Source organism: Parabacteroides sp. AF19-14 (genome assembly GCF_003635485.1).
GTDB lineage: Bacteria > Bacteroidota > Bacteroidia > Bacteroidales > Tannerellaceae > Parabacteroides > Parabacteroides distasonis.
Genome location: NZ_QTMJ01000028.1, coordinates 1 through 24,120 on the forward strand (window position 1 = coordinate 1; position 24,120 = coordinate 24,120).

Annotated in this window: 20 protein-coding genes; 7 read left to right on the top strand and 13 right to left on the bottom strand. The window is 47.3% G+C overall.

Translation table 11 applies throughout. The features are described from left to right. Positions 1–169 precede the first annotated feature (169 nt). Positions 170–1,846, bottom strand: coding sequence for a putative transporter (locus DWX33_RS19860; protein WP_008778112.1), 1,677 nt, complete (start codon positions 1,844–1,846; stop codon positions 170–172). Between the two features lie 108 nt (positions 1,847–1,954). On the opposite strand from DWX33_RS19860, the gene DWX33_RS19865 reads away from it, so the two are divergent. Continuing rightward, positions 1,955–2,764: a peptidylprolyl isomerase gene (locus DWX33_RS19865; RefSeq protein WP_057325957.1), complete on the top strand. Its 810-nt coding sequence runs from the start codon at positions 1,955–1,957 to the stop codon at positions 2,762–2,764. Positions 2,765–2,776: 12 nt separating this feature from the next. Beyond that, positions 2,777–3,166: a hypothetical protein gene (locus DWX33_RS19870; protein ID WP_005866180.1), complete on the top strand. Its 390-nt coding sequence runs from the start codon at positions 2,777–2,779 to the stop codon at positions 3,164–3,166. Here DWX33_RS19870 and DWX33_RS19875 read toward each other — a convergent pair. The 4 genes from DWX33_RS19875 to DWX33_RS19890 are packed head-to-tail and all read right to left on the bottom strand — an operon-like array spanning position 3,160 to position 8,319. Then, complete coding sequence (locus tag DWX33_RS19875) at positions 3,160–4,281, bottom strand: glycoside hydrolase family 43 protein (RefSeq protein ID WP_008774175.1); 1,122 nt, start codon at positions 4,279–4,281, stop codon at positions 3,160–3,162. The two genes, DWX33_RS19870 and DWX33_RS19875, sit on opposite strands and share 7 nt — an antisense overlap. 17 nt (positions 4,282–4,298) lie before the next feature. Then, a complete protein-coding gene (locus DWX33_RS19880) occupies positions 4,299–5,903 on the bottom strand; it encodes an NAD(P)/FAD-dependent oxidoreductase (RefSeq protein ID WP_057325958.1) in 1,605 nt (534 codons plus the stop codon). Between the two features lie 13 nt (positions 5,904–5,916). Next, positions 5,917–7,287, bottom strand: coding sequence for a DNA repair protein RadA (gene radA / locus DWX33_RS19885; RefSeq protein ID WP_005858247.1), 1,371 nt, complete (start codon positions 7,285–7,287; stop codon positions 5,917–5,919). 33 nt (positions 7,288–7,320) lie between these two features. Continuing rightward, the gene (locus tag DWX33_RS19890) at positions 7,321–8,319 is read right to left on the bottom strand and encodes an isoaspartyl peptidase/L-asparaginase family protein (protein ID WP_008778111.1); all 999 of its coding nucleotides are present in this window, start codon (positions 8,317–8,319) and stop codon (positions 7,321–7,323) included. A 133-nt stretch (positions 8,320–8,452) separates the two neighbouring features. Between DWX33_RS19890 and DWX33_RS23095 the strand changes: the two genes are divergently transcribed. Next, positions 8,453–8,587 carry a hypothetical protein gene (locus tag DWX33_RS23095; RefSeq protein WP_005858250.1) on the top strand — a complete coding sequence of 45 codons (135 nt, stop codon included), beginning with the start codon at positions 8,453–8,455 and terminating at the stop codon, positions 8,585–8,587. Between the two features lie 60 nt (positions 8,588–8,647). Here DWX33_RS23095 and DWX33_RS19895 read toward each other — a convergent pair whose 3' ends face one another. After that, a complete protein-coding gene (locus DWX33_RS19895) occupies positions 8,648–10,954 on the bottom strand; it encodes a GH92 family glycosyl hydrolase (RefSeq protein WP_121961063.1) in 2,307 nt (768 codons plus the stop codon). Between the two features lie 118 nt (positions 10,955–11,072). Between DWX33_RS19895 and DWX33_RS19900 the strand changes: the two genes are divergently transcribed. Then, positions 11,073–11,948 carry an arginase family protein gene (locus DWX33_RS19900; RefSeq protein WP_121961064.1) on the top strand — a complete coding sequence of 292 codons (876 nt, stop codon included), beginning with the start codon at positions 11,073–11,075 and terminating at the stop codon, positions 11,946–11,948. On the opposite strand, the gene DWX33_RS19905 is transcribed toward DWX33_RS19900, so the two are convergent. Next, on the bottom strand, positions 11,945–12,760 hold the full coding sequence (locus DWX33_RS19905) for an AraC family transcriptional regulator (RefSeq protein WP_005866166.1): 816 nt from the start codon (positions 12,758–12,760) through the stop codon (positions 11,945–11,947). The genes DWX33_RS19900 and DWX33_RS19905 overlap by 4 nt on opposite strands. Positions 12,761–12,923: 163 nt before the next feature. Here DWX33_RS19905 and DWX33_RS19910 point away from each other — a divergent pair, with 163 nt between their 5' ends. Beyond that, positions 12,924–13,775, top strand: coding sequence for an aldo/keto reductase (locus DWX33_RS19910; protein WP_122380956.1), 852 nt, complete (start codon positions 12,924–12,926; stop codon positions 13,773–13,775). A gap of 78 nt (positions 13,776–13,853) precedes the next feature. On the opposite strand, the gene tatC is transcribed toward DWX33_RS19910, so the two are convergent. Together tatC and DWX33_RS19920 are read right to left on the bottom strand one after the other, a co-directional pair. Continuing rightward, positions 13,854–14,681 carry a twin-arginine translocase subunit TatC gene (gene tatC / locus DWX33_RS19915; RefSeq protein ID WP_005866162.1) on the bottom strand — a complete coding sequence of 276 codons (828 nt, stop codon included), beginning with the start codon at positions 14,679–14,681 and terminating at the stop codon, positions 13,854–13,856. A gap of 6 nt (positions 14,682–14,687) precedes the next feature. After that, positions 14,688–14,882: a twin-arginine translocase TatA/TatE family subunit gene (locus tag DWX33_RS19920; RefSeq protein ID WP_005858259.1), complete on the bottom strand. Its 195-nt coding sequence runs from the start codon at positions 14,880–14,882 to the stop codon at positions 14,688–14,690. 139 nt (positions 14,883–15,021) lie between these two features. Here DWX33_RS19920 and fabD point away from each other — a divergent pair, with 139 nt between their 5' ends. Beyond that, on the top strand, positions 15,022–15,903 hold the full coding sequence (fabD, locus tag DWX33_RS19925) for an ACP S-malonyltransferase (RefSeq protein WP_005866160.1): 882 nt from the start codon (positions 15,022–15,024) through the stop codon (positions 15,901–15,903). A gap of 168 nt (positions 15,904–16,071) precedes the next feature. Continuing rightward, positions 16,072–16,878, top strand: a complete 807-nt coding sequence (locus tag DWX33_RS19930) for an alpha/beta hydrolase (protein WP_048928368.1) — start codon at positions 16,072–16,074, stop codon at positions 16,876–16,878. A gap of 10 nt (positions 16,879–16,888) precedes the next feature. Here DWX33_RS19930 and DWX33_RS19935 read toward each other — a convergent pair whose 3' ends face one another. From DWX33_RS19935 to DWX33_RS19950, 4 genes are all read right to left on the bottom strand, one after another. Further along, positions 16,889–17,653: a DUF6599 family protein gene (locus tag DWX33_RS19935; RefSeq protein WP_122144164.1), complete on the bottom strand. Its 765-nt coding sequence runs from the start codon at positions 17,651–17,653 to the stop codon at positions 16,889–16,891. Then, positions 17,650–18,798, bottom strand: coding sequence for a DUF362 domain-containing protein (locus tag DWX33_RS19940; protein ID WP_122144165.1), 1,149 nt, complete (start codon positions 18,796–18,798; stop codon positions 17,650–17,652). Before DWX33_RS19940 ends, DWX33_RS19935 begins: the two co-directional genes overlap by 4 nt. A gap of 122 nt (positions 18,799–18,920) precedes the next feature. Further along, positions 18,921–20,840 (bottom strand): SusD/RagB family nutrient-binding outer membrane lipoprotein, encoded by a 1,920-nt coding sequence (locus tag DWX33_RS19945; RefSeq protein ID WP_122380963.1) that lies wholly within the window; start codon positions 20,838–20,840, stop codon positions 18,921–18,923. 41 nt (positions 20,841–20,881) lie between these two features. Then, complete coding sequence (locus DWX33_RS19950; protein WP_122380957.1) at positions 20,882–24,049, bottom strand: SusC/RagA family TonB-linked outer membrane protein; 3,168 nt, start codon at positions 24,047–24,049, stop codon at positions 20,882–20,884. Positions 24,050–24,120 lie beyond the last annotated feature (71 nt).

Below are 24,120 nucleotides of genomic sequence, written 5' to 3' on the forward strand. Positions count from 1 at the left end.
CTTCCGGAGGGGACGACTCGGAATCGCCTGACGAGATCTAGTGTGTCACTTTTGGCTTGATCCAAAAGTAACATACAAACTAAAATAAAGAATTAAAAAAACAATTCCGTTCAAATGGCTAAAAACACCATTCGAACGGAATTACGTATACCTGTGAAAAACTACCGCATCAAGCGAAGAACAAGATCAATAATTGCGCCGTAAGCACCCGCAAAAACATGGTCAATGGGTATACCGTTGCGTAACCTACGGAAGGAGCGTCGTTTCCAGCCGTAGCGTTCGAGTAAGCCAAAGCGGGCGGATCCGTCGTACTACCGGCGATCAAGCCCATTAAGGTGAAATAATTGATCTTATAGAAATAGCGGCCTACACAACCGATGATCAGTAAAGGAACCGTCGTGATAATGAAACCGTAACCGATCCAAGCGAATCCGCCGTTGTTCACGATCGTATCCACAAAACCATCGCCGGCGCTGATACCCACGCAAGCGAGGAAGAGGGTGATACCGATCTCACGCAACATCAAGTTAGCGCTCTGGGTCGTATAGGTAACCAGCTTATAACGGTAACCAAAACGGCTAATCAAGATCGCCACGATCAGCGGACCTCCCGCCAAACCTAACTTAACCGGTTGCGGAATGCCCGGGAACGTAATAGGAATACTACCCAAAACAATACCGAGGGCAATGCCGATAAAGATCGTGATCAAATTCGGCTCGTTCAAGCGCTTCATGGAGTTACCCAATACCTTCTCCACATTCGAGACAGCGGTTTCGGTACCCACCACATTCACACGGTCACCCACTTGCAACGTCAGGCCCGGCGTAGCGACCAAGTCCACGCCCGCACGGTTGATACGGGTGATATTGATGCCATATAATTTACGCAGTTTCAACTGCCCCAGCTTCTTGCCGTTCAACTCTGGTTTCGTGATCAAGATACGGCGGTTGATAAACTGGCTCTCCATACGAATCCATTGCTTGCGCTCCATATCGATCTCCTCGCCGATGAATGTCTTTACGGACTCGGCATCTTGATCAGTCGTGATCACGAAAATCTTATCATCCTCATTCAAGATCGTACCGGCGGAAGCGATCTCGATCTGCTTGTTATCATTACGCCATACACGGGAAATCACGAAATCCAGATGATCCATCAAACCGGATAACTCCCCTACCGTCTTACCGAAAACCGCAGGGTTCTTTACGACCAGCGAGATCGGTTTCGCCTCATTCGTATGCGAGGCATCCTCCTTATTCAAATCGTCATTCTCCTTATCGAAATTCACACGGAATACGTAACGTACGAAAATGATCGAAAGAATAATACCGATCACGCCCAGCGGATAAGCCACGGCGTAACCCAAGGCGATCGTATTATCAGAAACCCCGTACATATCGGAATAAGCCTGCTGAGCCGCACCTAATCCGGGGGTATTCGTCACCGCCCCCGATAAAATACCCACCATCGTAGGCATCGGAATACCTGTCACGAAATGCAATACCAAAGCCGTAGCCACGCCAAGGAAGACAATTCCACAGGCTAGCATATTCAACGTGATTCCCCCCTGCCTAAAAGACGAGAAGAAACCCGGCCCGACTTGCATACCTACCGAATAAACAAATAAGATCAATCCAAATTCCTTAAAGAAATGAATCACATTGTGGTTAACCGTAAACCCAAAATGCCCTAAAATAATACCTACAAACAACACCAAGGTAATCCCAAGCGAAATCCCAAACACCTTTATCTTTCCCAACTGAATGCCGGCGGCAATCACGAAAGATAGTAAAAGGATAGAATGCCCGATACCTTCTCCCCATAATAAATCGTTTATCCAATCCATGCTAAAATCTTTAAAAATCTTATTACCTATTAATAAAGACGCGAAGTTAGGCATTTACTTTGTGTTTTACAACATAACACCTATATTTACCTTTTAAATTAAAATCTCATGAAAAAGATATATTACATTTTATCAGCATTGTTCCTTTGCGTGGTAGCCACCTCGGCGCAAGAAGCTGGAAAAACGGTAGTTATTAAAACCAATGTAGGTACTATGAAGGCCATCCTGTACGATGATGTGCCTAATCACACACGTACTTTTATCGAACGGGCGAAACGGGGGGATTTCAACGGGACCTTATTCACCCGTGTCCTGCCGGAGTTTATGATCCAAGGAGGAGCCCCGGATTCCAAGAACGCTCCCGCCGGTGCCAAATGCGGCTTTGGCGATCCTTCCGCCGAGATCCTGCCCGAGATCAACGAGAAATATTTCCATAAGAAAGGAGCCTTGGCCGCTCCCCGCCAACCGGACGATGTCAACCCGCAAAAGAAATCGGACATGTCGCAATTCTTTATCGTGCAGGGGAAGATCTATAGGGAAACCGAACTGGATACGTTAGAGCGTACCGCCAACTATCCGGCCCGGCAAAAGGCCCTGAAGGAGTTTTACGCACCGGTCCGTGCCGAGTTGAATATGATAAAGATGAGTAACAAACGGGAATACCAGAAGCGATTGAGAATGATCAACGCCCAGATAGACTCCGTTATTCAAGCAACTCCCGGGCATTTGCTATTTACGGACGAGCAACGGAAGGCTTATACCACCGTAGGCGGTTGCCATCATCTGGACGGCACTTATACGATCTTCGGGGAGCTGACGGAGGGGTTCGACGTTCTGGATCAGATCGCCACCCAGCCGAAAGACCAGAATGACCGTCCGAAGAAAGACATCCGCATCCAAAGTATAACGATCGAATAATTCACCACTCCTATGTTAAAGAGAGATTTCATCATGGTACAGATCGAGGAACTGGGCAAAGTGATCGCCCAGATCATCTTCAATCGTAATTCCAACGATGGGGCACGCAAGAACCCCGAGTTAATCCAATCCGTCTACACATCCTTAAAACTGGATAACGATTTCTTGCTGAACACGCCTATCGACGGCATCCGCACTTATCTGGACGGTGATGACTCGTGTGGCCTCCAACGCATGGAACTGGCGACCAAGACCTTGCTGGAAGAAAGTTTCCTTTTGCCGGAGGCGCAAGGTAAAAAACTCCGGGCAAGAGCGAAAGAGCTATTGGAATATATCCAACGCAACGACACTACGTTCTCATTGGAACGAGTGGCGTTGCTGGAAGAGATAAATAACTATTGAATAGATTGCGGATCGGTGGTAGGGCCTTCCACGACTAGAAGGCCCTTCTCATCGATTCGCATTTTATCGATGAATACGACCCGCTCATCCCCTGTCTTCTGGGTACGCCCGTGATAAACGCAATACATTTGTTTTCCGTCCTTCGACCAAGTAACGCTATTATGTCCGGTACCCGTGACGATACCGCCTTTTTCCACGTTCTTCTCCAGCACCGGATTATTAGATGCCTTCTCAAACGGTCCTAACGGATGTTCGGACACGGCATATCCCACCGCATAATTTGCCCCGCCAAAATAATTAGCGGAATACATCATATAATACAAGCCGTTGTGACGTAGCATGAAAGAGCCTTCCGTCCAACGACGTCCGACCTCCCCTTTGGTAACCGAGCGACTTTCCCATTCACTTTGCGCATCATCCAATTTTACGGGTGGACGCAGCAGAAGTACGGGTTCCCCAATTACGTGCGTAAGATCCTGAGCGACCTCCACCCCGTAAATCCAGCTTTCCTCAACGGAGTCGAACATGCCTTTCTTCTTTGCCTCATCGGCGATCTCGCTTTCTACCGGATGCTTATAGCAACAACGGGAATAATAGAGATAGGTACGGCCATCCTCATCCTCGATCAAGTTTCCGTCGATTACAGGATATCCCGGATCGAACAAAGGAGCATCGGCCAATTCCTTAAATGGTCCGGTCGGCTTATCCGACACAGCTACGCCGATACGGAAATTTTCCTCCTCGTTGGTCGGATTCTTCCGCCAATCCGCGCTGAAGAACATATAGAACTTCCCGTCACGCTCGTACACTTCCGGCGCCCAGAAATTAGCGATTGCCCAAGAATCGGGCGTATTGCCCCGATAAACCTGCCCTTCCGACTTCCAATGGATCAAATCATCGGAAGAATAGGCGCAAAAACCGTCTACAGCCCCGGCACCGGTACCATACATATAATAACGTCCGTCCGAGGCCAACAATACGTATGGATCGCCAAACTGGACCGACAAAGGATTACTGTACGTTAACTCGGGCTCTTCCGCGGCAGACTTCTTTCCCGTACAACCCGCATTCAAACACATAAGAACTCCCAGACAAAGGGATATTCCTATTTTCATACCACTTTTCATTTTTCTTATTTATTGGATTCTAAATTATACACTCCTTCCGCACAACGTTCCCCGTCGATGGCGGCGGATACGATTCCTCCCGCATACCCCGCTCCCTCACCGCAAGGGAAAAGACCTTTTACCGTGACGTGTTGATAGGTATCCCGATCACGGAGGATACGAACCGGAGCGGATGTACGGGTCTCTACGCCGATCATGGTTGCCTCGTTGGTCAAGAAGCCTCTAGAGACCTTACCGAAATAACGGAAACCTTCCCGCAGGCGACTGGTCACAAATTCCGGCATCCAAAAATGCAACGGAGAGGCCAGCAGACCCGGCGTATACGACGAAACCGGTAAATCGAAAGAGTTCTTCTTCCGCATGAAATCATCCATGCGCTGGGCGGGTGCCGTTTGCTTCATGCCTCCGTTTAGCCAGCAGACCTCTTCCAGACGTTCTTGAAAGGCCATCAACGCTAATGGGGAATCCGCATCTACCTTCTCGCCATTCCGAAGATAAAGCTCCTCCTGCCCTACCAGTTCGGAATAATCTTCCGGACGGATCTCTACCACCATCCCTGAGTTAGACCAGCGGGAACCCCGGTTGGAAGGCGACATTCCATTTACCACGACCTGCTTAGGTCCGCTCGCCGCAGGAACCACGAAACCTCCCGGACACATACAGAAGGAATAGACGCCCCGGTTATTCGCTTGCGTCACAAAACTATACTCTGCCGCAGGAAGATATTTCCCACGACCTTCTTTCCGATGATACTGGATTTGGTCGATCAATTCCTGAGAATGTTCCAGACGAACACCGACTGCGATCCCTTTCGCCTCGATCTGGATCTGGCGTTCGTATAAATAGTTATAGACATCACGGGCGGAATGGCCGGTAGCTAAGATAACAGGCCCGTAAAAGCTCTTTCCCGTATTCGTCTCGATGCCGATCACCTCGTTCTCTTTCATGATAAAAGCATCCATACGGGTCTCGAAATGTACCTCACCTCCGCATCGCTTGATTTGCTCCCGGATATTCTCGATCACACGGGGGAGCTTATCCGTTCCGATATGCGGATGGGCATCCGCCAAGATAGAGGGACTGGCCCCAAACTGGCAAAAGATATTCAGTATCTTATCTACCGAGCCTCTTTTCTTGCTACGGGTATACAGCTTTCCATCAGAATAAGCGCCGGCACCGCCCTCACCGAAACTATAATTTGATTCTCCGTTCACCTTATGCTCACGACTGATCAAGGCGATATCTTTCTTGCGTTCCCGCACGTCCTTACCTCGCTCGACGATGATGGGGCGCAAACCTAACTCTATCAAGCGCAAGGCAGCGAACAGACCTCCCGGACCGGCTCCTACGACGATCACAGGTTTCCCTGCCGAGACATCTTTATACTCTATCGATTGATATTCCGGCTCGCTGGGCATCTCGTTCATGAAAACACGCAGTTTCACGTTGACAAATATCGTTCGCTGGCGTGCGTCTATCGAACGTTTCAATACACGTACGGCTCGGATATTTTTCGGAGCCTCACCCGTCTCACGGGCTACTACTTGCCTTAGCGATTGCTCATTAACAGCCTCTTCCGGCAATATCCGGAGTTGTAATTCTTTTATCATTGTTTATTATATATTAACCGAATAGTTGCCGAAAGGCTTCCTCCACTTTCTTTACCTGTACGATTTGGATCTTGCTCTTCGCCGTATCGAAACCTTTTAGATTATTATGCGGAATGATAATCCGGGAGAAACCCAGCTTCTCCGCCTCCAAGATACGTTGCTCAATACGGTTGACCGGACGGATCTCTCCGGACAAGCCCACCTCGCCAGCCATACAAACACCCGGCTCGATGCTGATATCCAAGCTAGAGGAAAGGATGGAGCTGATTACCGCCAAATCGATAGCCGGATCATTCACTTTCAAACCTCCGGCGATATTCAGGAAAACATCTTTCTGGATCAACTTAAAACCCGCCCTTTTCTCCAATACCGCCAATAACATATTCATACGGCGTAAATCGAATCCGGTGGCGCTACGTTGCGGCGTACCGTAAACCGCCGAGCTGACCAAGGCTTGCGTCTCGATCAAGAAAGGACGTACCCCCTCGATAGCGGCGGCGATGGCGACACCGCTCAGTCCCTCATGATTCTGGGTTAATAATAACTCGGATGGATTGCTGACCTCACGAAGCCCGTTCTGGCGCATCTCGTAAATCCCTAGTTCCGCCGTACTGCCGAAACGGTTCTTGATGCTCCGCAAGATACGATACATATAATGCTGATCGCCTTCAAACTGCAACACCGTATCCACGATATGCTCCAATACCTTCGGACCGGCGATACTGCCTTCCTTATTGATATGGCCGATCAATAAGACCGGGACACCGCTTTCCTTGGCGTATTTCAAGATAGCGGCGCTACACTCGCGTACTTGGGAAACACTGCCGGGGGAAGATTCCACGACTTCCGTAAAGATGGTTTGTATGGAATCTATGATCATCAAGTCCGGCTGGATATTGGCCGCTTGCGTAAAAATCTGTTCCAGATGTGTCTCGCATAAGATGAAACAGTTCGGATTATCATGCGATAATCGGTCCGCCCGGAGTTTCAACTGGCGACTGCTCTCCTCGCCCGAGACATATAGGGTTTTCAAGCCTGTCAAGCCCAACACGGTTTGCAAGACCAAGGTGGATTTTCCAATTCCCGGCTCTCCCCCGATCAAGACCAAAGAGCCTTTCACCAAGCCTCCGCCGAGGACCCTGTTTAATTCATCATCTTTTAAATCGATACGGGCCTCCTCTTCCGTCGTTATATCACGCAATAACACCGGACGGATCTTATTGCCCTCCATAATACCGGGAACTGGCCGCTTCACGGCAGGCTCCTTCGTTACGATCTCCTCCACATAGGTGTTCCACTCCCCACAATTCGGGCATTTACCCAGCCATTTCGGGGAATCAGCGCCACAGTTAGAGCAGACATATACGGTTTTTGTTTTCGCCATTCTATCTTGAATTTGGCGTAAAGATACAAAAAACTACTTTTCCCCTACTACAACGATCTTCTTTCCGATACCGCAGCCCTTCTTAATTTCCGGGCTACCTTTCTCCTTATACAAGAATCCGCGGAACATACCGCCACTGTTATAAGGCATGGCGATATTTCCTAGTTTATCCACGGCGATCAAGCCGCCGTTGCCGGCGTTCGTATTCAATTCCGTATGGATGATATAATCTGCCGCTTTCTCTACGCTTTCCTTAAGGTATTTATAGCGGGCACACACATCGAACGCTACCGCATGACGGATAAAATACTCGCCATGCCCCGTACAGGAGACGGCGCAACTGTTATTATCCGCATACGTTCCCGCCCCGATCACGGGCGAATCACCGATACGCCCCCAACGTTTCTTGAACATACCGCCGGTACTGGTCCCGGCCGTTAAGTTTCCTTGCTTATCCAGAACGACACAGCCTACCGTACCGTTCTTCTTACTTTCTTGCTTTAACTTCTCGATCCACTCCATCGTCTTGGGCGTAGCGAAATACATATTGTCTTCTACCATTTCCAAGCCTTGTTCCTTGGCGAACTCCTCAGCACCGGCTCCGCTCAGCATGACATGCGGAGATTTTGTCTTTACGGCATAGGCGGCATTGATCGGATGCTTCACGTGTTTTAAGCCAGCTACAGCGCCTGCGCTTAAATCCTTGCCTTCCATGATGGAAGCGTCCAACTCAAAAGTTCCCTCCGCCGTACAGGTAGCACCAATTCCGGCGTTAAACAACGGATTTCCCTCGAAGTAATTAATGACGGCCATAACCGCCTCCGGTCCCTCGCCTCCCGCCGACAAAACTTTATCTCCAATCATTAAAGCAGAGTCCAATGCGGCGTAATATTGAGCCGACTTAACCGGATCTTCCTCCAATCCGGCCATCGCCCCCGCACCACCATGTACCACGATTACATACTCCCGGTCTTGCGCAAAAGCAATGGATGACACCATCAAAGCCGTCAAGGCTATCATTTGTTTTAACATGCTATTATATTTAATCATTTATACAATGTTCAAAAATAGAACAAATATCTGAATTATCTTAGAGACATAGACTTATTTCCCGATTTTTATCCGTACATTTACCTCGAACGGTAATCTCTTAAATAATAACATTATGGAAGAATACATCGATTCTATCATAAGAGTGGGAAAGATATTGATCGGAAGCATAATGGTCGTGTTCGTACTCTGGTACATCGTAAAGGATATTGTCAAGGCTTATGGGAAAGATTCGCATGAACCGGATTAAAAAAAGTGCCGTGGCGATATGACCACGGCACTTCTCTTCATTATATCATAGAGAGCTATTTCATTCGTTCGTATACCATATCGGTCCCGGCTGGCTGCCCATGACGAACTCCAATGTCGCCCCGCTCATGATTTGCTCGTGGGTGATATAACTCTTATCATAAGGTTGTCCGTTCAGCTTCACGGATTGGATATAAATATTCTCCGCAGAGACCTCGGGAGCCAAAACCATAAAGGTCTTGCCATTACCTACATGCATCTTCACTTCCGGGAACAACGGGGAGCCGATCTCATATTGGCCACTGATCGGATCAACCGGGTAGAATCCCATGGCGCTAAACACAAACCAAGCGGACATCTGCCCACAGTCCTCATTACCGCAAATACCGTCCGGGGCATTCAGATACAAATCATGTAATACCTGAGCCACGTATTTCTGGGTCTTCCAAGGCTGGCCGACCTTATTATATAAGTAGATCACATGATGGCTCGGCTCATTTCCATGCGCATATTGACCAATCATGCCTGTACTAAAGATAGGCAATTCCTCATCCGATTTGGGGACATAGGTAAACATACTATCCAATTTCTCGGCGAAACGTTCCTTACTTCCTACCAATCCGATCAAACCGTCCAAATCTTGCGGCACGGACCAGAAATATTGCCAACCATTGCTCTCGCAAATATCTTCCGTATAATCATCGGGGCTGAAATTAGCGGCAAAGTTTCCTTTCTCATCACGAGGCTGCATAAAGGAAGTTGCCGGATTGTACACATTATGATAATTCTGTGAACGTTTAAAGAATTCGTCGGCGATCTCTTTCTTACCCATCTTCTCGGCCATCTTAGCGATGCAATAATCATCGTAGGCATACTCCAAGGTCTTCGATAAAGACCAGTTCTCCCATTTTTTCGGATCGCTATAAGCCGGTACGTAGCCCAACTTCTTATAATCGCCGATACCCCGATAGTCATCCCGGTTGGCTGTCGCTATACAAGCCTCCAGCGCTTTCTCGGCATTGAAATCACCGATACCTTTCAGATAAGCGTCTACGATAACGGGCACCGCATGATAACCGATCATCATATTCGTTTCCCAGCCATAAAGGTTCCATAAAGGCAAAGCCCCGTTCTGCTCATAGAACTTCAAGAAACCCTTGATCATATCATTCGCCCGTTCCGGCTCCGTATACGTAAACAACGGATGGGAGGCACGGTAGGTATCCCATAAAGAGAAAGTAGAGTAATTCGTCCATCCGTCCGCTTTATGGATTTGCTGATCCGGACCGTAATAAGAACCATCCACGTCGCTATAGATCGTCGGGGCGATCATGGAATGATACAAGGCCGTATAGAATTTCACCATATCGTCCGTATTCCGGCTCTTCACCTCAATCTTGGAAAGCTGTCGGTTCCAATTCGCGCTAGCCTGCGCTTGATAGTAATCGAAATCATCCTTCGGGGCTTCCGCACGCAAATTCTTTCCCGCTCCCTCCATGCTGACACCAGAGATTCCGGTCGTGACAAGGATTTCCTCATCCTTCTTCGTATTGAAATCGAAACGGGCCACATAGGCCGTACCGATCCAACCTTTTTCCTTGGTCACGATAGAAGTCGTATCCATATGACAAGCCACGAAAGGCTTAGAGAAACGGGTCTCGAAATAAACATGCTGCAAGGGAGACCAGCCTTGGGATAGGCGGTATCCACGAATCGTCGTAGAGTCTACCACCTCGATCTTGGAATCCAAGGTAAAGTCCCAATTCATCGCCTTCTTCAAGTTCAAGAATACCGAAGCCTCGGCCTCCGGGAAGGTATACCGCTGGATACCGCAACGCTCGGTAGCCGTAAGCTCCACGTTAATGTTATAATCCTTCAGCAATACCCGGTAATATCCTGCGGAAGCCGCCTCGTCATTATGCGAGAACGTGGAGTAAATGCCTAACGGCGCAGGGGCCTCTTTATAAGGACGGGTCACGGGCATAAAAGAGATATCGTATAAATCGCCTGCCCCCGTACCGGAAAGGTGCGTATGGCTAAAGCCGGCGATCGTCGTATCCGGATAGAAATACCCCGAGATGCGATCCCAACCCGGCAAACCGTTATCCGGGCTCAATTGTACCATACCAAAAGGAAGTTGGGCTCCCGGGTAGGTATTGCCGGTAAAATCCGTACCGATCATGGGGTTCACATACTGCGAGTAATCCGCCTCCTGTTTCTTTTCAGGCGTGCAGGCCACGAGTGCCAGCAAAGAGACCGCCAATATAGACATGTGCTTCATGTTATGCAATTCGTTTTGAGTTTGAGCAAACATACATAAATTATTTCGAAAGAGAAACAGTTTACGGGGAAAACTTTCTATTTTCATCGGGGTGAAAATCTTTTTTCATTATGATGAGAATCTTTTTTCATCAAGGAGAAAATCTTTTTTCATCAAGACGAGAATTCGGTGGAATCCTTTAACTTTGTACAAAAACTACGATAACATGGAAGATAAAACATCAACACTTCGTTTGATCTATCCCCAATGGCAAGGTGGGATCGTGAATCATTGGATACCCGACCTTCCTGCGGACGACGCTTCCAGAGGGTATTACCTTGGTGCTCAATTACTCAATATCCTCGCTCCCCCAAGTCCCCAGAAAACCGTGGAAGTACCCATCTCACTAGATATAAACGATAGGGAAACGGATCTAGGGGTCAGCGCCCGTAAGATTATTCTGAAACAAACAAAAGCGGCCCTTGAATTATTACATGAAAACACTCCGGAAAAGATCGTCACTTTAGGGGGCGAATGTTCGGTGAGTGTCGTGCCCTTCACCTATCTGGCCGCTAAATACCCGGATGATATCGCAATTGTCTGGATAGACGCGCATCCGGATATAAACTTGCCGTATGACGAGTATAAGGGATATCATGCGATGGCCCTTACGGCCTGTCTAGGGATGGGTGATGAGGAGATTCTTCAATTATTACCGGGAAAGTTCAAGATCTCGAATAGTTTAATCGTAGGTTTACGCTCGTGGGACGAGGGTATGAAGGAACGGCAGAAAGAATTAGGTATAAAAGGTTTATCTCCGGAAGAAGTGGCGGCTGATAGCTCGCTTATCCTCGAATGGTTGAAAGGGACAGGTGCTTCCAAGGTTGTCATCCATCTCGATATAGATGTCATTGATCCAGCGGATATGATAGCCGGGGTCGGCATAGAACCGAACGGGATGAAAATAAACGAGGTAGTACGTGCCATCAATGACATTGCGTCCGAATACGATCTAGTAGGACTTACCGTCGCCGAACCTATGCCACGGATAGCGATTAAGCTTAGGAATATGTTGAGTCAATTACCACTGTTAAAAGCTTAAGCAATCAGATTGCCGTTCCGGTATTCTGATGGTGAGACTTTCAGCAATCGTTGCACGTAACGGCTGAAAAAAGACAAAGAAGAGAAATTCATATTGTCTGAGATTTCTTTCAATGTCAGGTTCTTGTCTGAAAGCAAGTGGGTAATCCGGGAGATGGTGAAACGGTCTATCCAGTAATTTGCTGTAAATCCGCTTGCTTTCTTACAAACTTCCGTAAGGTATTTAGGCGTAATGCAGAGCCGTGAAGCGTAATAGGATACTTCCCTGTGGTTTCGATAATCCCCCGCTTTTAGCAGATTTATAAATCGCTCCATCAACACGGCATTTTGTTCCGATACAGAGGGAGATTCATAAATTCGTGCATGGAAATCGTAAAGGTCGAGCACGAAAGTTTTAGCCAAACAACCGATTAGTTCGTCATGAAAACGATGCGTATGGTCCGTCAACCGCCTGCGGATAAGTTCAATATCTTCCATAAATATCCGCTGTTCTCGCTCTGTAAGCGACATGATCGGGTTACGGAGTAGTGTCAACTTTCCTATCACGTCATAATCATTTCGAGGGATATTCTTGAATGAAAAACTGTTCGAGATATAAAGTACCGTTACCTGAAAATCGTCGCTTATCTCTATCTTAGATATAAGTTCATTATGAGTAAATATAACGCAATCCCCTTTCCTCATCCGAAACCATTCGCCCGTCATCAGGAATGAAGCTTCACCCTCACGACAAAGCGCATGTGTACAATACCGGTCAAAACTCCCGGAAATCATATCATCGAGGTTGTCAGCAAATAGGATATCCGTATTCATAATCAGCTCTCTTGTTTACAGAGTAAAGATACAGAAAAACACGATATAAAAATAAAATCGAGACTCAACAACCGAAAAAAATGAAAATAGCACCGACTTTTATTTATCGTCATATCCGCTTATCAGACATAACTTTGCGACCACAATTTAAAATAACATTACGATGAACAAAACAGTAAAATTGAACAACGGCGTAGAAATGCCGATCTTGGGTTATGGTGTATATCAAATAGCCCCCGAGGAATGTGAACGTTGCGTATTGGATGCTATCAGCGTAGGCTATCGCTCCATCGACACGGCACAAGCGTACTATAACGAGGAAGGTGTAGGCAAAGCCATAAGTAAATGTGGCGTACCTCGCGATGAATTGTTCATCACCACAAAAATATGGGTGACCAACGCCGGAGAGGAGAAGGCGAAAGCCTCCATCGATGAGTCTCTGCGCAAATTACAGACCGAATATGTTGATCTTCTGCTCATTCACCAGCCTTTTGGCGACTATTATGGAACATATCGTACCATGGAAGAGGCTTACCGTGCAGGAAAAGCCCGGGCCATCGGCGTAAGTAACTTTTACCCGGACCGTTTTATCGACCTAGCGGAACATGTAAAAATAAAACCCGCAGTGAATCAAGTGGAAACACACGTCTTCAATCAGCAAGTGAAAGCAGAGGAAATCATGCGGGAATATGGTACACAAATCATGTCATGGGCCTCTTTCGCAGAAGGGCGCAATAACTTTTTCACGAACGGGATATTGACGGGAATCGGACAGAAATATAATAAATCCGTGGCGCAAGTCGCCTTGCGCTTCCTCATCCAACGCAACATAGTCGTTATCCCCAAATCCACGCATAAAGAACGGATGGCAGAGAACTTCGACGTATTCAGTTTTGAACTTTCGGAACAGGACATGAATGAAATCGCGAAGTTAGACAAAGCCCAAAGCCTGTTTTTCTCACATTATGATCCGGAATTGATACGGTTCATATTGAGCCTAGAGAAAAACAGATAAACAAGGCCTACACAAAAAGAGGCGTAATCCGTTATGGATCACGCCTCTTTTATATTACATTATTATAACTTTCGGGATTTATTCCTCATTATTATCTTCCTCATTCTCCTCGTCTTCTTCCTTTGGGGCTTTTTTCACGAAGAACGCACTCAACTCATACAAACCGTAGAGCGGTAAGAATACGATACTTAACGTAAACGGATCACTACTTGGAGTGATGAACGCCGCACCAACTAACAAGCCGACAACAGCATGCCGTCTGTATTTATGAAAGAACGAGCGGTTTAGCAACCCTATCTGAGATAATAGCCAAGATACCAATGGCATCTCAAATACGATTCCCATCACGAATATCAACATCAAGAAGTTATCCATGTAAGAATCAAGGGATACCTGTTCCGTAATGGCGGCACTCAACTCGTAAGTCGCCAAGAAACGTAGTGTCATCGGGAACACCAAGAAATAACCCACTGAGCATCCAATAAAGAACATTATCGTTCCGAACAAGAATACCCAACGTACATTTTTCTTCTCATTCTCGTAGAGAGCCGGACTTACGAACTTCCAGATCTCCCACATCAAATAGGGGAAAGTCAATAATAACGCCAGCCAGAAAGAACTTGTCATATGCGTGAAGAACTGGGAAGCCAGTTTGATATTGACAATGTTCACATGGAACGTATCATTACAAAAGTCCGGGAGAAAAGAAAAATGAGAACTAATCTTACACATTTCCCGATAGACGATGAAATCGGAGCTACACGGGGCCATCACGACATTATCGAACAGCCACGGCATTACCGAGAACCCGGCTATAGCAAAAACAAAGAGCGCTAAAACAGAACGAAATAAAGTCCAACGAAGTTCTTCTAGGTGATCCCAGAATGACATTTCTTCTTGTTGCATCTTCCTTTACTTCTTTTCCGTATCGTCTAATTTGATATCGTCTTCCAAACCTTTTACACCGTCCTTGAAATTCTTCACACCCTTACCGATACCTTTCATCAGCTCAGGAATTTTCTTTCCACCGAAAAGTAACAACACAACAATGGCGATGATCACGATCTCGCCAGTACCTAAGTTTCCTAAAAATAGTAATTCATTCATGATATTATAATATTAGTCATTAATATTCTCGTTTCTATGGGGGCAAAGATACAATTTGTAATGAATAGTAGCCTCATTATTCCAAATTTATTACCTTTGCACCGTCTTAAAAAACTGAAATTAGAAAAAAATTAGAAAGATGAAAGCGTACGTATTTCCCGGTCAGGGGGCACAGTTCGTAGGTATGGGCAAAGACCTCTACGATAATAATCCTCTTGCTAAAGAGATGTTTGAGAAGGCTAACGAGATCCTTGGTTTCCGTATCACGGATTTAATGTTTGCCGGAACAGACGAGGATCTGAGACAAACCAAGGTTACTCAACCAGCGATCTTCTTACACTCTGTTATTCTCGCGAAAACATTAGGTGATCAATTCCAACCGGATATGACCGCAGGTCACTCATTAGGAGAATTCTCTGCCTTGGTAGCTGCCGGAGCATTGTCTTTCGAGGACGGCTTGGTATTAGTTTCCAAACGTGCCATGGCTATGCAAAAGGCTTGCGAGGCAACTCCCTCTACAATGGCCGCCGTATTAGCCTTGCCGGACGCGACGGTTGAGGAAATTTGCGCAAGCATCAAGGACGAGGTAGTGGTTTGCGCTAACTATAATTGCCCGGGCCAATTGGTAATCTCCGGTTCTATCCCCGGTATCGATCAGGCTTGCGAGAAGTTATTGGCCGCAGGCGCTAAGCGTGCCTTGAAGTTGAAAGTAGGTGGAGCGTTCCATTCTCCATTGATGGAACCGGCTCGTACGGAGTTGGCTGCCGCTATCGAGGCTACGACGATCAATAAACCTTCTTGCCCGGTTTACCAGAACGTAAGCACGAAAGCCGAGACTTGCCCGGAAACAATTAAGGCTAACTTGATCGCACAGTTAACCGCCCCGGTACGTTGGACCCAAAGCGTACAAAACATGATCGCCGACGGTGCCACTCATTTCATCGAGTTAGGCCCGGGTGCCGTTCTTCAGGGATTGGTTAAAAAGATTAATAAGGAAATGACTACGGAAGGTATGCAATAATTTACCTTTCAATGTAATAGGATAAAAGTCCGAAAAGGATGGAGGGTGATTTCCCTCGTCTTTTCCGGACTTTTTTATATACGATGATGATTCGAAAAGATCTTGAATGCTAAACTAATCAAAGGCCAACGTTGTTTTATACTATAAACACAATTCAGAATATAGAAAATGGAAACAGTACAACAGAAAAATAGGATTATCCTACTTTGGCCGGATGGAGCGCCCACTAGTAATGGATTGGCCGGCGTAGAATTGGAAGATGCCCCGAATGCCATATCCAATATATCGAATCCTTCCTTATTGGTTTATCCGGCGACGAAGCCGAATGGCAAGGCGATCTTGATGTGTCCGGGTGGCGGACTTTCCAAGATTTCGATCGGACATGAGGGGCGTGATATGGCCGCATGGTTTAACGCGCAAGGTATTACTTATGCCGTATTGAAATACCGGATGCCGAACGGACATAGGGAAGTCCCTCTGGACGATGTTCGCCAAGGTCTCCGCATCCTCCGTAATTACTCGGAAGAGTGGAAGATTACGAAGGTCGGTGTCATGGGTGCCTCCATTGGCGGTTATATCGCCGGGCATGCCGCAATATTCGGGGTAGACGACGCACGTCCGGATTTCCAAATACTCCTTTATCCGGTTATCAGTATGCTACCTCATTTAACGCACCTTAAATCGAGGGAACGGCTATTAGGAGCGAATCCCACGCATGAGGAAGAGGAAGCTTTCTCTCTGGAATTACACGTAAACTCACTGACACCTCCCGCTTTTATAGCGTTGGCTTCGGATGACGAGGCGATTAGCCCGGAGAATAGCGTGCTTTATTATCTTGCTTTACTAAAGAACAAGGTGTCCGCCTCCTTGCATATTTACCCAAAGGGCGGCCATAGTTTTGGGTTCCGGGACAGCTTTATCTTTAAGCATTTATGGACTGAGGAATTGGAGAAATGGTTAAGTATGATCGAATAAGAGACTCGGGTTAAAACCCGAAGTCTCCATGATCCTCGTCCGGTGCCTCCTCCTCCGTTCCTTTTATATAAATAAAGTCATCTCCCTTGCGAATGCAAGAAGAGGCCGGTATTTTCTCACTTAAACGTTTCAAGGCTTCTTGATCTTTCACGTAAATCAAGGCTTGATAATCATCGGTCTTCCTATCTCCGACGAACCAGACTCCCGTGAACGGGCAATCTTCCAGCAATTCAGCCAAAAACGTACTGGCACTTGAGACAGAGATTGGACCTCGCAAATATTTCACCGCACCCGAATAAGGGGAACGAATCCCAAGTATCTCCGGAATTTGAGGAGCCTCCTTACCATCCATCGGTAAATAAAGACGGATCAATTCGTCTACCGCATCCTTAGCGGCCGAGGAACCGGAAGGGAAAACCACCGATACATACTTATTCCCTACCACGGCTTGTAACTGATAGGGAGATAAACAATCAATACATCCCAAGACATCAGTCCGTTCGCATTTAAATATATGCAAAGAGTAAATACCAAACGCATCCTCGGGGCTAGGCATCTCGTAAATCTCTAGGGTATAATCCTCTCCTTTGTAAACGACATCTCTTGCCGTTAACCGGGAAACGCCATACTCCAAAAACTGCTCGGCCCCTCCATTCATGAAACCATAAAGCCCGGAACCGGTAAATACACGCTCCCGCTTTACCTGTACCCCATCCTGTGCCCATAACAGAACCGGAAAGCAAAGAAAGAGACAACAACGTATCAAACCTCTCATAAATCAATCTCCTTTAAATCCACTTTACTTCGGTCGGCAATCCCGAGCTTTATCTCTTCCGCCAATTCCAAGAAACGCCGACTACCGGGCTTTTCCTGTTTTTGTATCCCCTCCTCGATCCGCTTAGCGAGTACCATATCGAAACCGACACTATCCACGGCTACCGCATCCGAGCCGAGCAGCAACGCATTGTATTGGCAAATGAACTGGGGATTGGCCTCCGGGCCACCCTCAAAACAGCCTTTCAGCGCATCCACGATGTTCAATACCACCTTATCACGAAGAGGCGGGAAAGCACAAGCATAAGCGCAGGTCTCATGCCATAATTCTTTATGAAGCCTGCTCGTATTCGAGATAGCTCCGAACGCTAGGTTCTTCATGCAGGAAGTGATCGAGACTCCGGCGTTTTTCAATACAGGGATATTGATGATCTTAGTCACCATTTCCGTACAGATCTTAGAGAAATAAGACTCCTCTCCCGAGTTAATCATATAGGGCATCGTGTAGGCATCGTATTCCTCCACTATAGCCGCCCGGAAATATTGACTGCGGTCGATACGGTTCTCTCCGTAATACTTTCCATCGGCATCGATATAACTACCGTTCTCGTCTTGATATTCCGTTCCAAGTATACGGATACCGGGATAATTCTCCTCCGTAAAGCCGGACTCTTTTAAATCGACCTCACGACGGTCCCAAATAATAAGATTCTTCCGGGGAATGCCTGCTTCCTCCAATTGCTTGATAACGGATTGGGTGACCGCATGTGAAGTAGACAAGAGCTTTCCCGCTATCGGATTTACTTTCAAGCCAATGACATCTTCCGGCCCGACGAAGCGCAGCCAAGCCGCTTTCAGATCACTCTCGCCGGTCAGATATAACATTCCGGATTTAAGCATCTCGTAGGCTACGGCCTCAGATGGTTTACCATCCACGACACAATGGGCGGAATTCATCTTGACTACTTTTCCGGGATATTTACCCGGCATGGAATATTCGTTACGAGGAATAGCCAATGCCTGTTTCACATTGGTTTGGGGCTTCATTTTCTCCGAAGCCAAAGAAGAGGCCGCTTTCGCCACGGGAGTAAGCGCCGCCCCTACACCGCCTAAAGCGATAGATCGAAAGAAGTTACGTCTTTTCATGGGGATATAGGTTCACATTATATTCGTACCAAAGATAGTGAAATATATCCATAAAAAACGGTGCCACACAAGTAAATGCGTGACACCGAAAAAGTATATATAAAACAGACCAAGCAGGTTCGCTATTTAGCGTTCCACCAAAGTGGAGTAGTCGTCAAGTCCGGGCCGCCCAAAAGCTGGAGAGCTTGCGCATAACCCGCTTGATTATTCGTTTGGATATTCGCCGGATAACGATAACGTTTCGGGTAGAAATCCCAACGGCATTCCTTAGAGGTAGCGACCGTCAAAGGAACTTGATTCAATGGGTTGTAATCCTTCTCTACCGCTTGGTTCTCGAAGAAAGGAAGACCTAAACGACGATGATCGCTCCAAGCCTCTTCCGGCAACCAAGGAACTTGCGCTATATATTTCTGGGTGATAATCTTCGTCAGAGCGTCATTATTATAAGCGCCATTCCGGTAGATCGAGTTATGGGGATATTCATACGTACGGCTTTTTACCTCCTTCGTATATGGGTCCGTATAACGGATCGTATACGATTTCGCCTCTGTCGTATGGTCGAAAGCGACGGAAGTACCTACACGGTTGTATTTCTGAGACGATAGATAATCGCCGACTTGGCTCAATAAGCCATGATACTCAAAACTAGCCGTAACACCAGACTCATAATTGGATTTAGCCGTTCCCGGAACTTTCCAGCCTTTCACCGCAGCCTCCGCCAATAAGAAGTAACTTTCCCACGGGCCGAAAAAGACACGCTTATTGGTGCTCATTCGATATTGTTTCGACATAGAGGGATAATTATAATTCTTACCTGTCAGCTCACTTACCAGACCGGCTTTCACGTCCCATTCTCCGGCGACCCAAGTGCCCCACGTATATTTCGGATCGATTGTCAACATATTCTGGGTATTATCCGCCGGATTCTTCAAGTGAACCGGCTTCACCTCGCTGGCCGCACCGATATAATCGGAATAAACCACGCCATCATCCCAGCCTACTACACTAAACAACTTCGGGGCACGGGGATCTACATATTGAGGTATACCGTCGAAATAGAAACCAGCGCACGGATCATTCGTTGTCAGCGGGAAGTGCTGGTTCAAATACAAACCTTGATAATCGTATGGATTCTTCAAATGGCTTTTTAAGGAGTCCGGCAACGGAAATTCCTGTCCACCCAAACCAACTACCAAGTTCTTAAACGTCACGGACATTGCCTGCCCGTTCCAAGGACGAGACATCACGCTCGTCAGCTCATCCCAACCCTCTTTCTCCTGCACGGAAGCGATATCGGTTGGCTCGGAAATAAATGTCTTAGAGGCGGCATCCTCAAATTCCGCTTTCGCTAAGACAGGATCGACAGCCGAGATACGCATCGCCAAACGCATACGCAAAGAGTTGGCGTACTTTTTCCATTTCGCAACATTTCCCGCATAGAAAGCATCCTCGTTAGCCATAGCGGACATATCCAAGGAGGGGTCTAACGCAGACTCAGCTTCCCGTAACTCTTTCAATATAAATTGATAGATAGCCTCTACACTATCGTACTCAGCCGGTACACCGGAGAAAGCGGCCAACGCGGGGATCGGCCCGAAACCGTCAGCTACTTCCGAGTTCAAGTAAGCACGCCAGATACGGGACATCTGGATCACGTTCTTATAATAAGGATAGGTATCCGCCTCGCCATTGGCAACCATCTGCTCTCCTAACTGGATCGCTTTGGTCACTTGGTTCAGCCAACCCACGGCGTAATCGTTACTCAAGTAGGTAGTACTATAATCATTGTTATCCGTACCGATCGTAAAACCACTTCCCCTATTGAAACGGGAAGCACGGTCCCAGTACAAGATAAAGATACGCTCGGCTATCTCTGGGTTCATCTGGTCTCCCATGATAGAGGCATTCAGGAACCATTGGGGCTTCACCTTATCCTCTCCCACAAGATTCGGGTCCTCATTGATCTCCTGAAAGTCATTACAGGAAGAAAGAAGAGCGGCCACCGATACCAGTCCGGTAAAAAGTATATTTCTTGTTTTCATCTTCATCATTTTTATCGTAATTCAAATTATCATGTATTCCATTAGAATCCCACGGTTACATTAAACGTATAGGAACGGCTGGTCGGCGCGGCTCCATTCTCGAATCCGGTAGCGTTGGTATTCGTGGCGGCAACGGACTCGGGGTCGATACCCGGCAAGTTATAATGGATCATCCAAACATTGTTACAAGTAGCGGATAGACGTACACGCTGGAAAGGCGTTTTCTTCAACATCTGTCGATTGAACTCGTAGCCAAAGGTGATATTACGCAAACGGACATTGGTGGCGCTATAGGTATAAACCTCTGGTAAACCATAATTTCCGGTAGACCCAATACGTTCCCAATAGTTCTGGGGAGTGACGGCGACCGTATTCTCCGCATAACCACTGCCCTGTTGAACCACGGTATTCGGTACCACGAATTCGGCACGATCACCATTCACCACTGTTCCGGCGGCGTTACCCCGGGTATACAGGTTGGAGGCTGTCGCCGAATAGATGCTACCACCGATACGGAAGTCTATCAAGAAGCTCAGGTTAAAACCTTTATAAGAGAAATTATTGGTCCAACCCATCATCCAATCCGGACTCTGGTTTCCTACTTTCGACTTCTCGGTAGAGATCAAAGGCAAACCGTCATCACCTACGACGATCTTTCCATAGTGAGGACTATTCTCATCGGTCACACGCATAAAGGTCTGCCCGTAGATCTCACCATAATAACCACCTACCGGAGCTACGATCTGGATAGCGTCGAACGTCTTTATATCATATAGATTCACGCCCTCGTATAATTCTTTGATCTTATTCCGGTTCAAGGAGAACTGCGCCGTAGAGCTCCAGCTCAATCCGGCGGGATTGTCTAGAATCGTACCGTTCAAGGAGATCTCCAAACCCTCGTTCTGAATGTTACCCGCGTTAATCTTACGGGAAGCATAGCCGGAGAACGGGTCCATCGGTAAATCCAGTAACTGGCGGGTAGCGTTGGACTTATACCAAGCGGCATCTAAGCCCAATCGGTTATTGAAGAAACGGATATCGAAACCGGCCTCCCATGATTTAATCAACTCACTACGTACGTCCGAGTCGTAAAGTACCTTACCCGGTTTCGCCGTCGTATTCCCGTTGGGGTCCTTGCCTACAGAGTAGAAGTTATATAATTGATACGGGTCCAAGTCGTTACCTACCTCAGCGAAGGAGGCACGTACCTTAGCGAAAGAGAACCAATCCGGCATGCTTCCGCCAATCTTCGGCAACATATCGGAGATCACCGCGGAGAAGCTGACAGACGGATAGAAATAAGAGCGGTTGGCTTTCGACATCGTAGACGACCAATCGTTACGTGCCGTAACATCCAAGAACAGATAACCATCCCAGTTCAACTGCAACGACCCGTACAAGGAATTCATACGACGGCGGATCAACTCGGAAGTGACTGTCGGCTTATTCACGCCATTATTCAGCGAGAACAAGTTCGGCACCAACAACTCTCCGGCAGAAGCGTTCATCTTATTACGCTGCTGGAGCATCAAGTTACCACCGAAAGTAACGAAGCCTCCCAGCCGATCGATCAAGTTATCCTTCCGGGCCGTAGCCAAGAAACTGAAGTTATTCTCATAGAAGGTCTCCGATCCCTCGGTATACAGACCTCTCGGACTGGTATTACCACCGGCATATACTTTCTCGCTCTTCGTCGTGGTATAATAATCCGTACCACCTCTCAACTCAATATCGAACCAATCGGTCGGGGCATATTTCAAGGAGATATTTCCTAACAAACGGTTACGGGTATCCTCGTTCTGGCGATAACGGGTCACCCAATAAGGGTTCTCCTGCGGATTCTTGGAGGCGTCATACCAAATCATATTGCCTTGCTCATCCACGTCATCCTCAAACTCACGGATATTCAAGGAACGAGGCAGGTTATAGATCGTATTGAAAGCGTTCGAGGGATTCACGCCCTGAATCGGGCGGTTATGTGCGTTTTGATTGATATAATTCACCTTGGCATCTACTTTCCACTTTTCCGCCTCATCCAAGAAAGTGGTGGCACGCAAGGTAATATTCGTCTTGTTTAGTTTTGAGCGTGGGGTGATGCTAGCATCGTCGGAACGGTTTACGGAGGCGAATACCGCCGTACCCTTTATGTTCTGCTGGAAGCTGACACCCTCGTTAAAGGAGGTTCCGGTACGGAAAAAAGCGTCGATATTATCATATGTATGCAGAGGGATTTGGTTGCCTCTCCAATCGGTTACCATTTGTCCCGTGGCTTTCGGTCCCCAGCTAAGGCGGGATTGGTTATCGTAAACGCCCACGGAGCCTTGTCCGAAGTCGTCCTGTAAATCAGGTTTCAGGAAAATCGTCTCGGCGGTGATACCGGCGTTGATCGTAATACCGAGTCCCTCGTTCTTACGTCCGGACTTGGTAGTGATCAAGATCACGCCGTTACCGGCACGTGAGCCATAAAGGGCGGCGGCGGAAGCACCCTTCAATACCGTCATGGACTCGATATCTTCCGGGTTGATATCCGAAAGACCGTTACCCATATCCGCTCCGGAGTTACCCCATACATCATCCACGCCACCGGTGAAGTTATCCATCGGGGTACCGTCTACGACGATCAAGGGCTGGTTGCTACCCGTCAATGAGTTATTACCACGAAGTACGATCTTAGAGGACCCTCCTACGCCATTGCTTGAACGGACGATCTGCAAACCGGAAACCTTACCGGAAAGGGAGTTCGCCAAATTCGGCTCACGGGAGGCCAAGAGGTCGTCCCCTTTCAACTCCTGCATGGCATAGCCCAAGGCTTTCTTATCTCGTTTCATACCCAAGGCAGTCACCACCACCTCATCGAGTTTCTGGGTATCTTCCACGAGTTTAACCGTAATCTCGGACTGGCCGGTATATGGGATGTCTTGCGAGGTATAACCGATAAACGATATCTGTATGATATCCCCTTTCTTCACGTTATCCAAAGTAAAATGCCCGTCCAAGTCGGTCATAGTACCATTGGTAGTTCCTTTCACGATTACGGACGCCCCGGTAACGGGTCCTAAGGCATCCTCAACTATTCCCGACACCTTTGCGTTTTGCTGGGAAATGTCAACCTTCGGAATCCCGGGCATAGGCGTGGCGTATAAGTTTCCCGAGAACCCAAGCGCCCCTACCAACAGGATTAAGCTGACTGGTCTGAATCTTTTCAACATAACTACTGTTTTTTGTTTATTTTGATAGACAATGTTTTAGTTTTTGCGTCAACGAATGTCATTTATCCTGT

What these genes read in the sequence shown, in the direction of transcription:
- DWX33_RS19860 (WP_008778112.1), bottom strand. Translation starts at nt 1,846, where the DNA reads ATGGATTGGATAAACGATTTATTATGGGGAGAAGGTATCGGGCATTCT.
- DWX33_RS19865 (WP_057325957.1), top strand. Translation starts at nt 1,955, where the DNA reads ATGAAAAAGATATATTACATTTTATCAGCATTGTTCCTTTGCGTGGTA.
- DWX33_RS19870 (WP_005866180.1), top strand. Translation starts at nt 2,777, where the DNA reads ATGTTAAAGAGAGATTTCATCATGGTACAGATCGAGGAACTGGGCAAA.
- DWX33_RS19875 (WP_008774175.1), bottom strand. Translation starts at nt 4,281, where the DNA reads ATGAAAATAGGAATATCCCTTTGTCTGGGAGTTCTTATGTGTTTGAAT.
- DWX33_RS19880 (WP_057325958.1), bottom strand. Translation starts at nt 5,903, where the DNA reads ATGATAAAAGAATTACAACTCCGGATATTGCCGGAAGAGGCTGTTAAT.
- radA (WP_005858247.1), bottom strand. Translation starts at nt 7,287, where the DNA reads ATGGCGAAAACAAAAACCGTATATGTCTGCTCTAACTGTGGCGCTGAT.
- DWX33_RS19890 (WP_008778111.1), bottom strand. Translation starts at nt 8,319, where the DNA reads ATGTTAAAACAAATGATAGCCTTGACGGCTTTGATGGTGTCATCCATT.
- DWX33_RS23095 (WP_005858250.1), top strand. Translation starts at nt 8,453, where the DNA reads ATGGAAGAATACATCGATTCTATCATAAGAGTGGGAAAGATATTGATC.
- DWX33_RS19895 (WP_121961063.1), bottom strand. Translation starts at nt 10,954, where the DNA reads ATGAAAATAGAAAGTTTTCCCCGTAAACTGTTTCTCTTTCGAAATAAT.
- DWX33_RS19900 (WP_121961064.1), top strand. Translation starts at nt 11,073, where the DNA reads ATGGAAGATAAAACATCAACACTTCGTTTGATCTATCCCCAATGGCAA.
- DWX33_RS19905 (WP_005866166.1), bottom strand. Translation starts at nt 12,760, where the DNA reads ATGAATACGGATATCCTATTTGCTGACAACCTCGATGATATGATTTCC.
- DWX33_RS19910 (WP_122380956.1), top strand. Translation starts at nt 12,924, where the DNA reads ATGAACAAAACAGTAAAATTGAACAACGGCGTAGAAATGCCGATCTTG.
- tatC (WP_005866162.1), bottom strand. Translation starts at nt 14,681, where the DNA reads ATGCAACAAGAAGAAATGTCATTCTGGGATCACCTAGAAGAACTTCGT.
- DWX33_RS19920 (WP_005858259.1), bottom strand. Translation starts at nt 14,882, where the DNA reads ATGAATGAATTACTATTTTTAGGAAACTTAGGTACTGGCGAGATCGTG.
- fabD (WP_005866160.1), top strand. Translation starts at nt 15,022, where the DNA reads ATGAAAGCGTACGTATTTCCCGGTCAGGGGGCACAGTTCGTAGGTATG.
- DWX33_RS19930 (WP_048928368.1), top strand. Translation starts at nt 16,072, where the DNA reads ATGGAAACAGTACAACAGAAAAATAGGATTATCCTACTTTGGCCGGAT.
- DWX33_RS19935 (WP_122144164.1), bottom strand. Translation starts at nt 17,653, where the DNA reads ATGAGAGGTTTGATACGTTGTTGTCTCTTTCTTTGCTTTCCGGTTCTG.
- DWX33_RS19940 (WP_122144165.1), bottom strand. Translation starts at nt 18,798, where the DNA reads ATGAAAAGACGTAACTTCTTTCGATCTATCGCTTTAGGCGGTGTAGGG.
- DWX33_RS19945 (WP_122380963.1), bottom strand. Translation starts at nt 20,840, where the DNA reads ATGAAAACAAGAAATATACTTTTTACCGGACTGGTATCGGTGGCCGCT.
- DWX33_RS19950 (WP_122380957.1), bottom strand. Translation starts at nt 24,049, where the DNA reads ATGTTGAAAAGATTCAGACCAGTCAGCTTAATCCTGTTGGTAGGGGCG.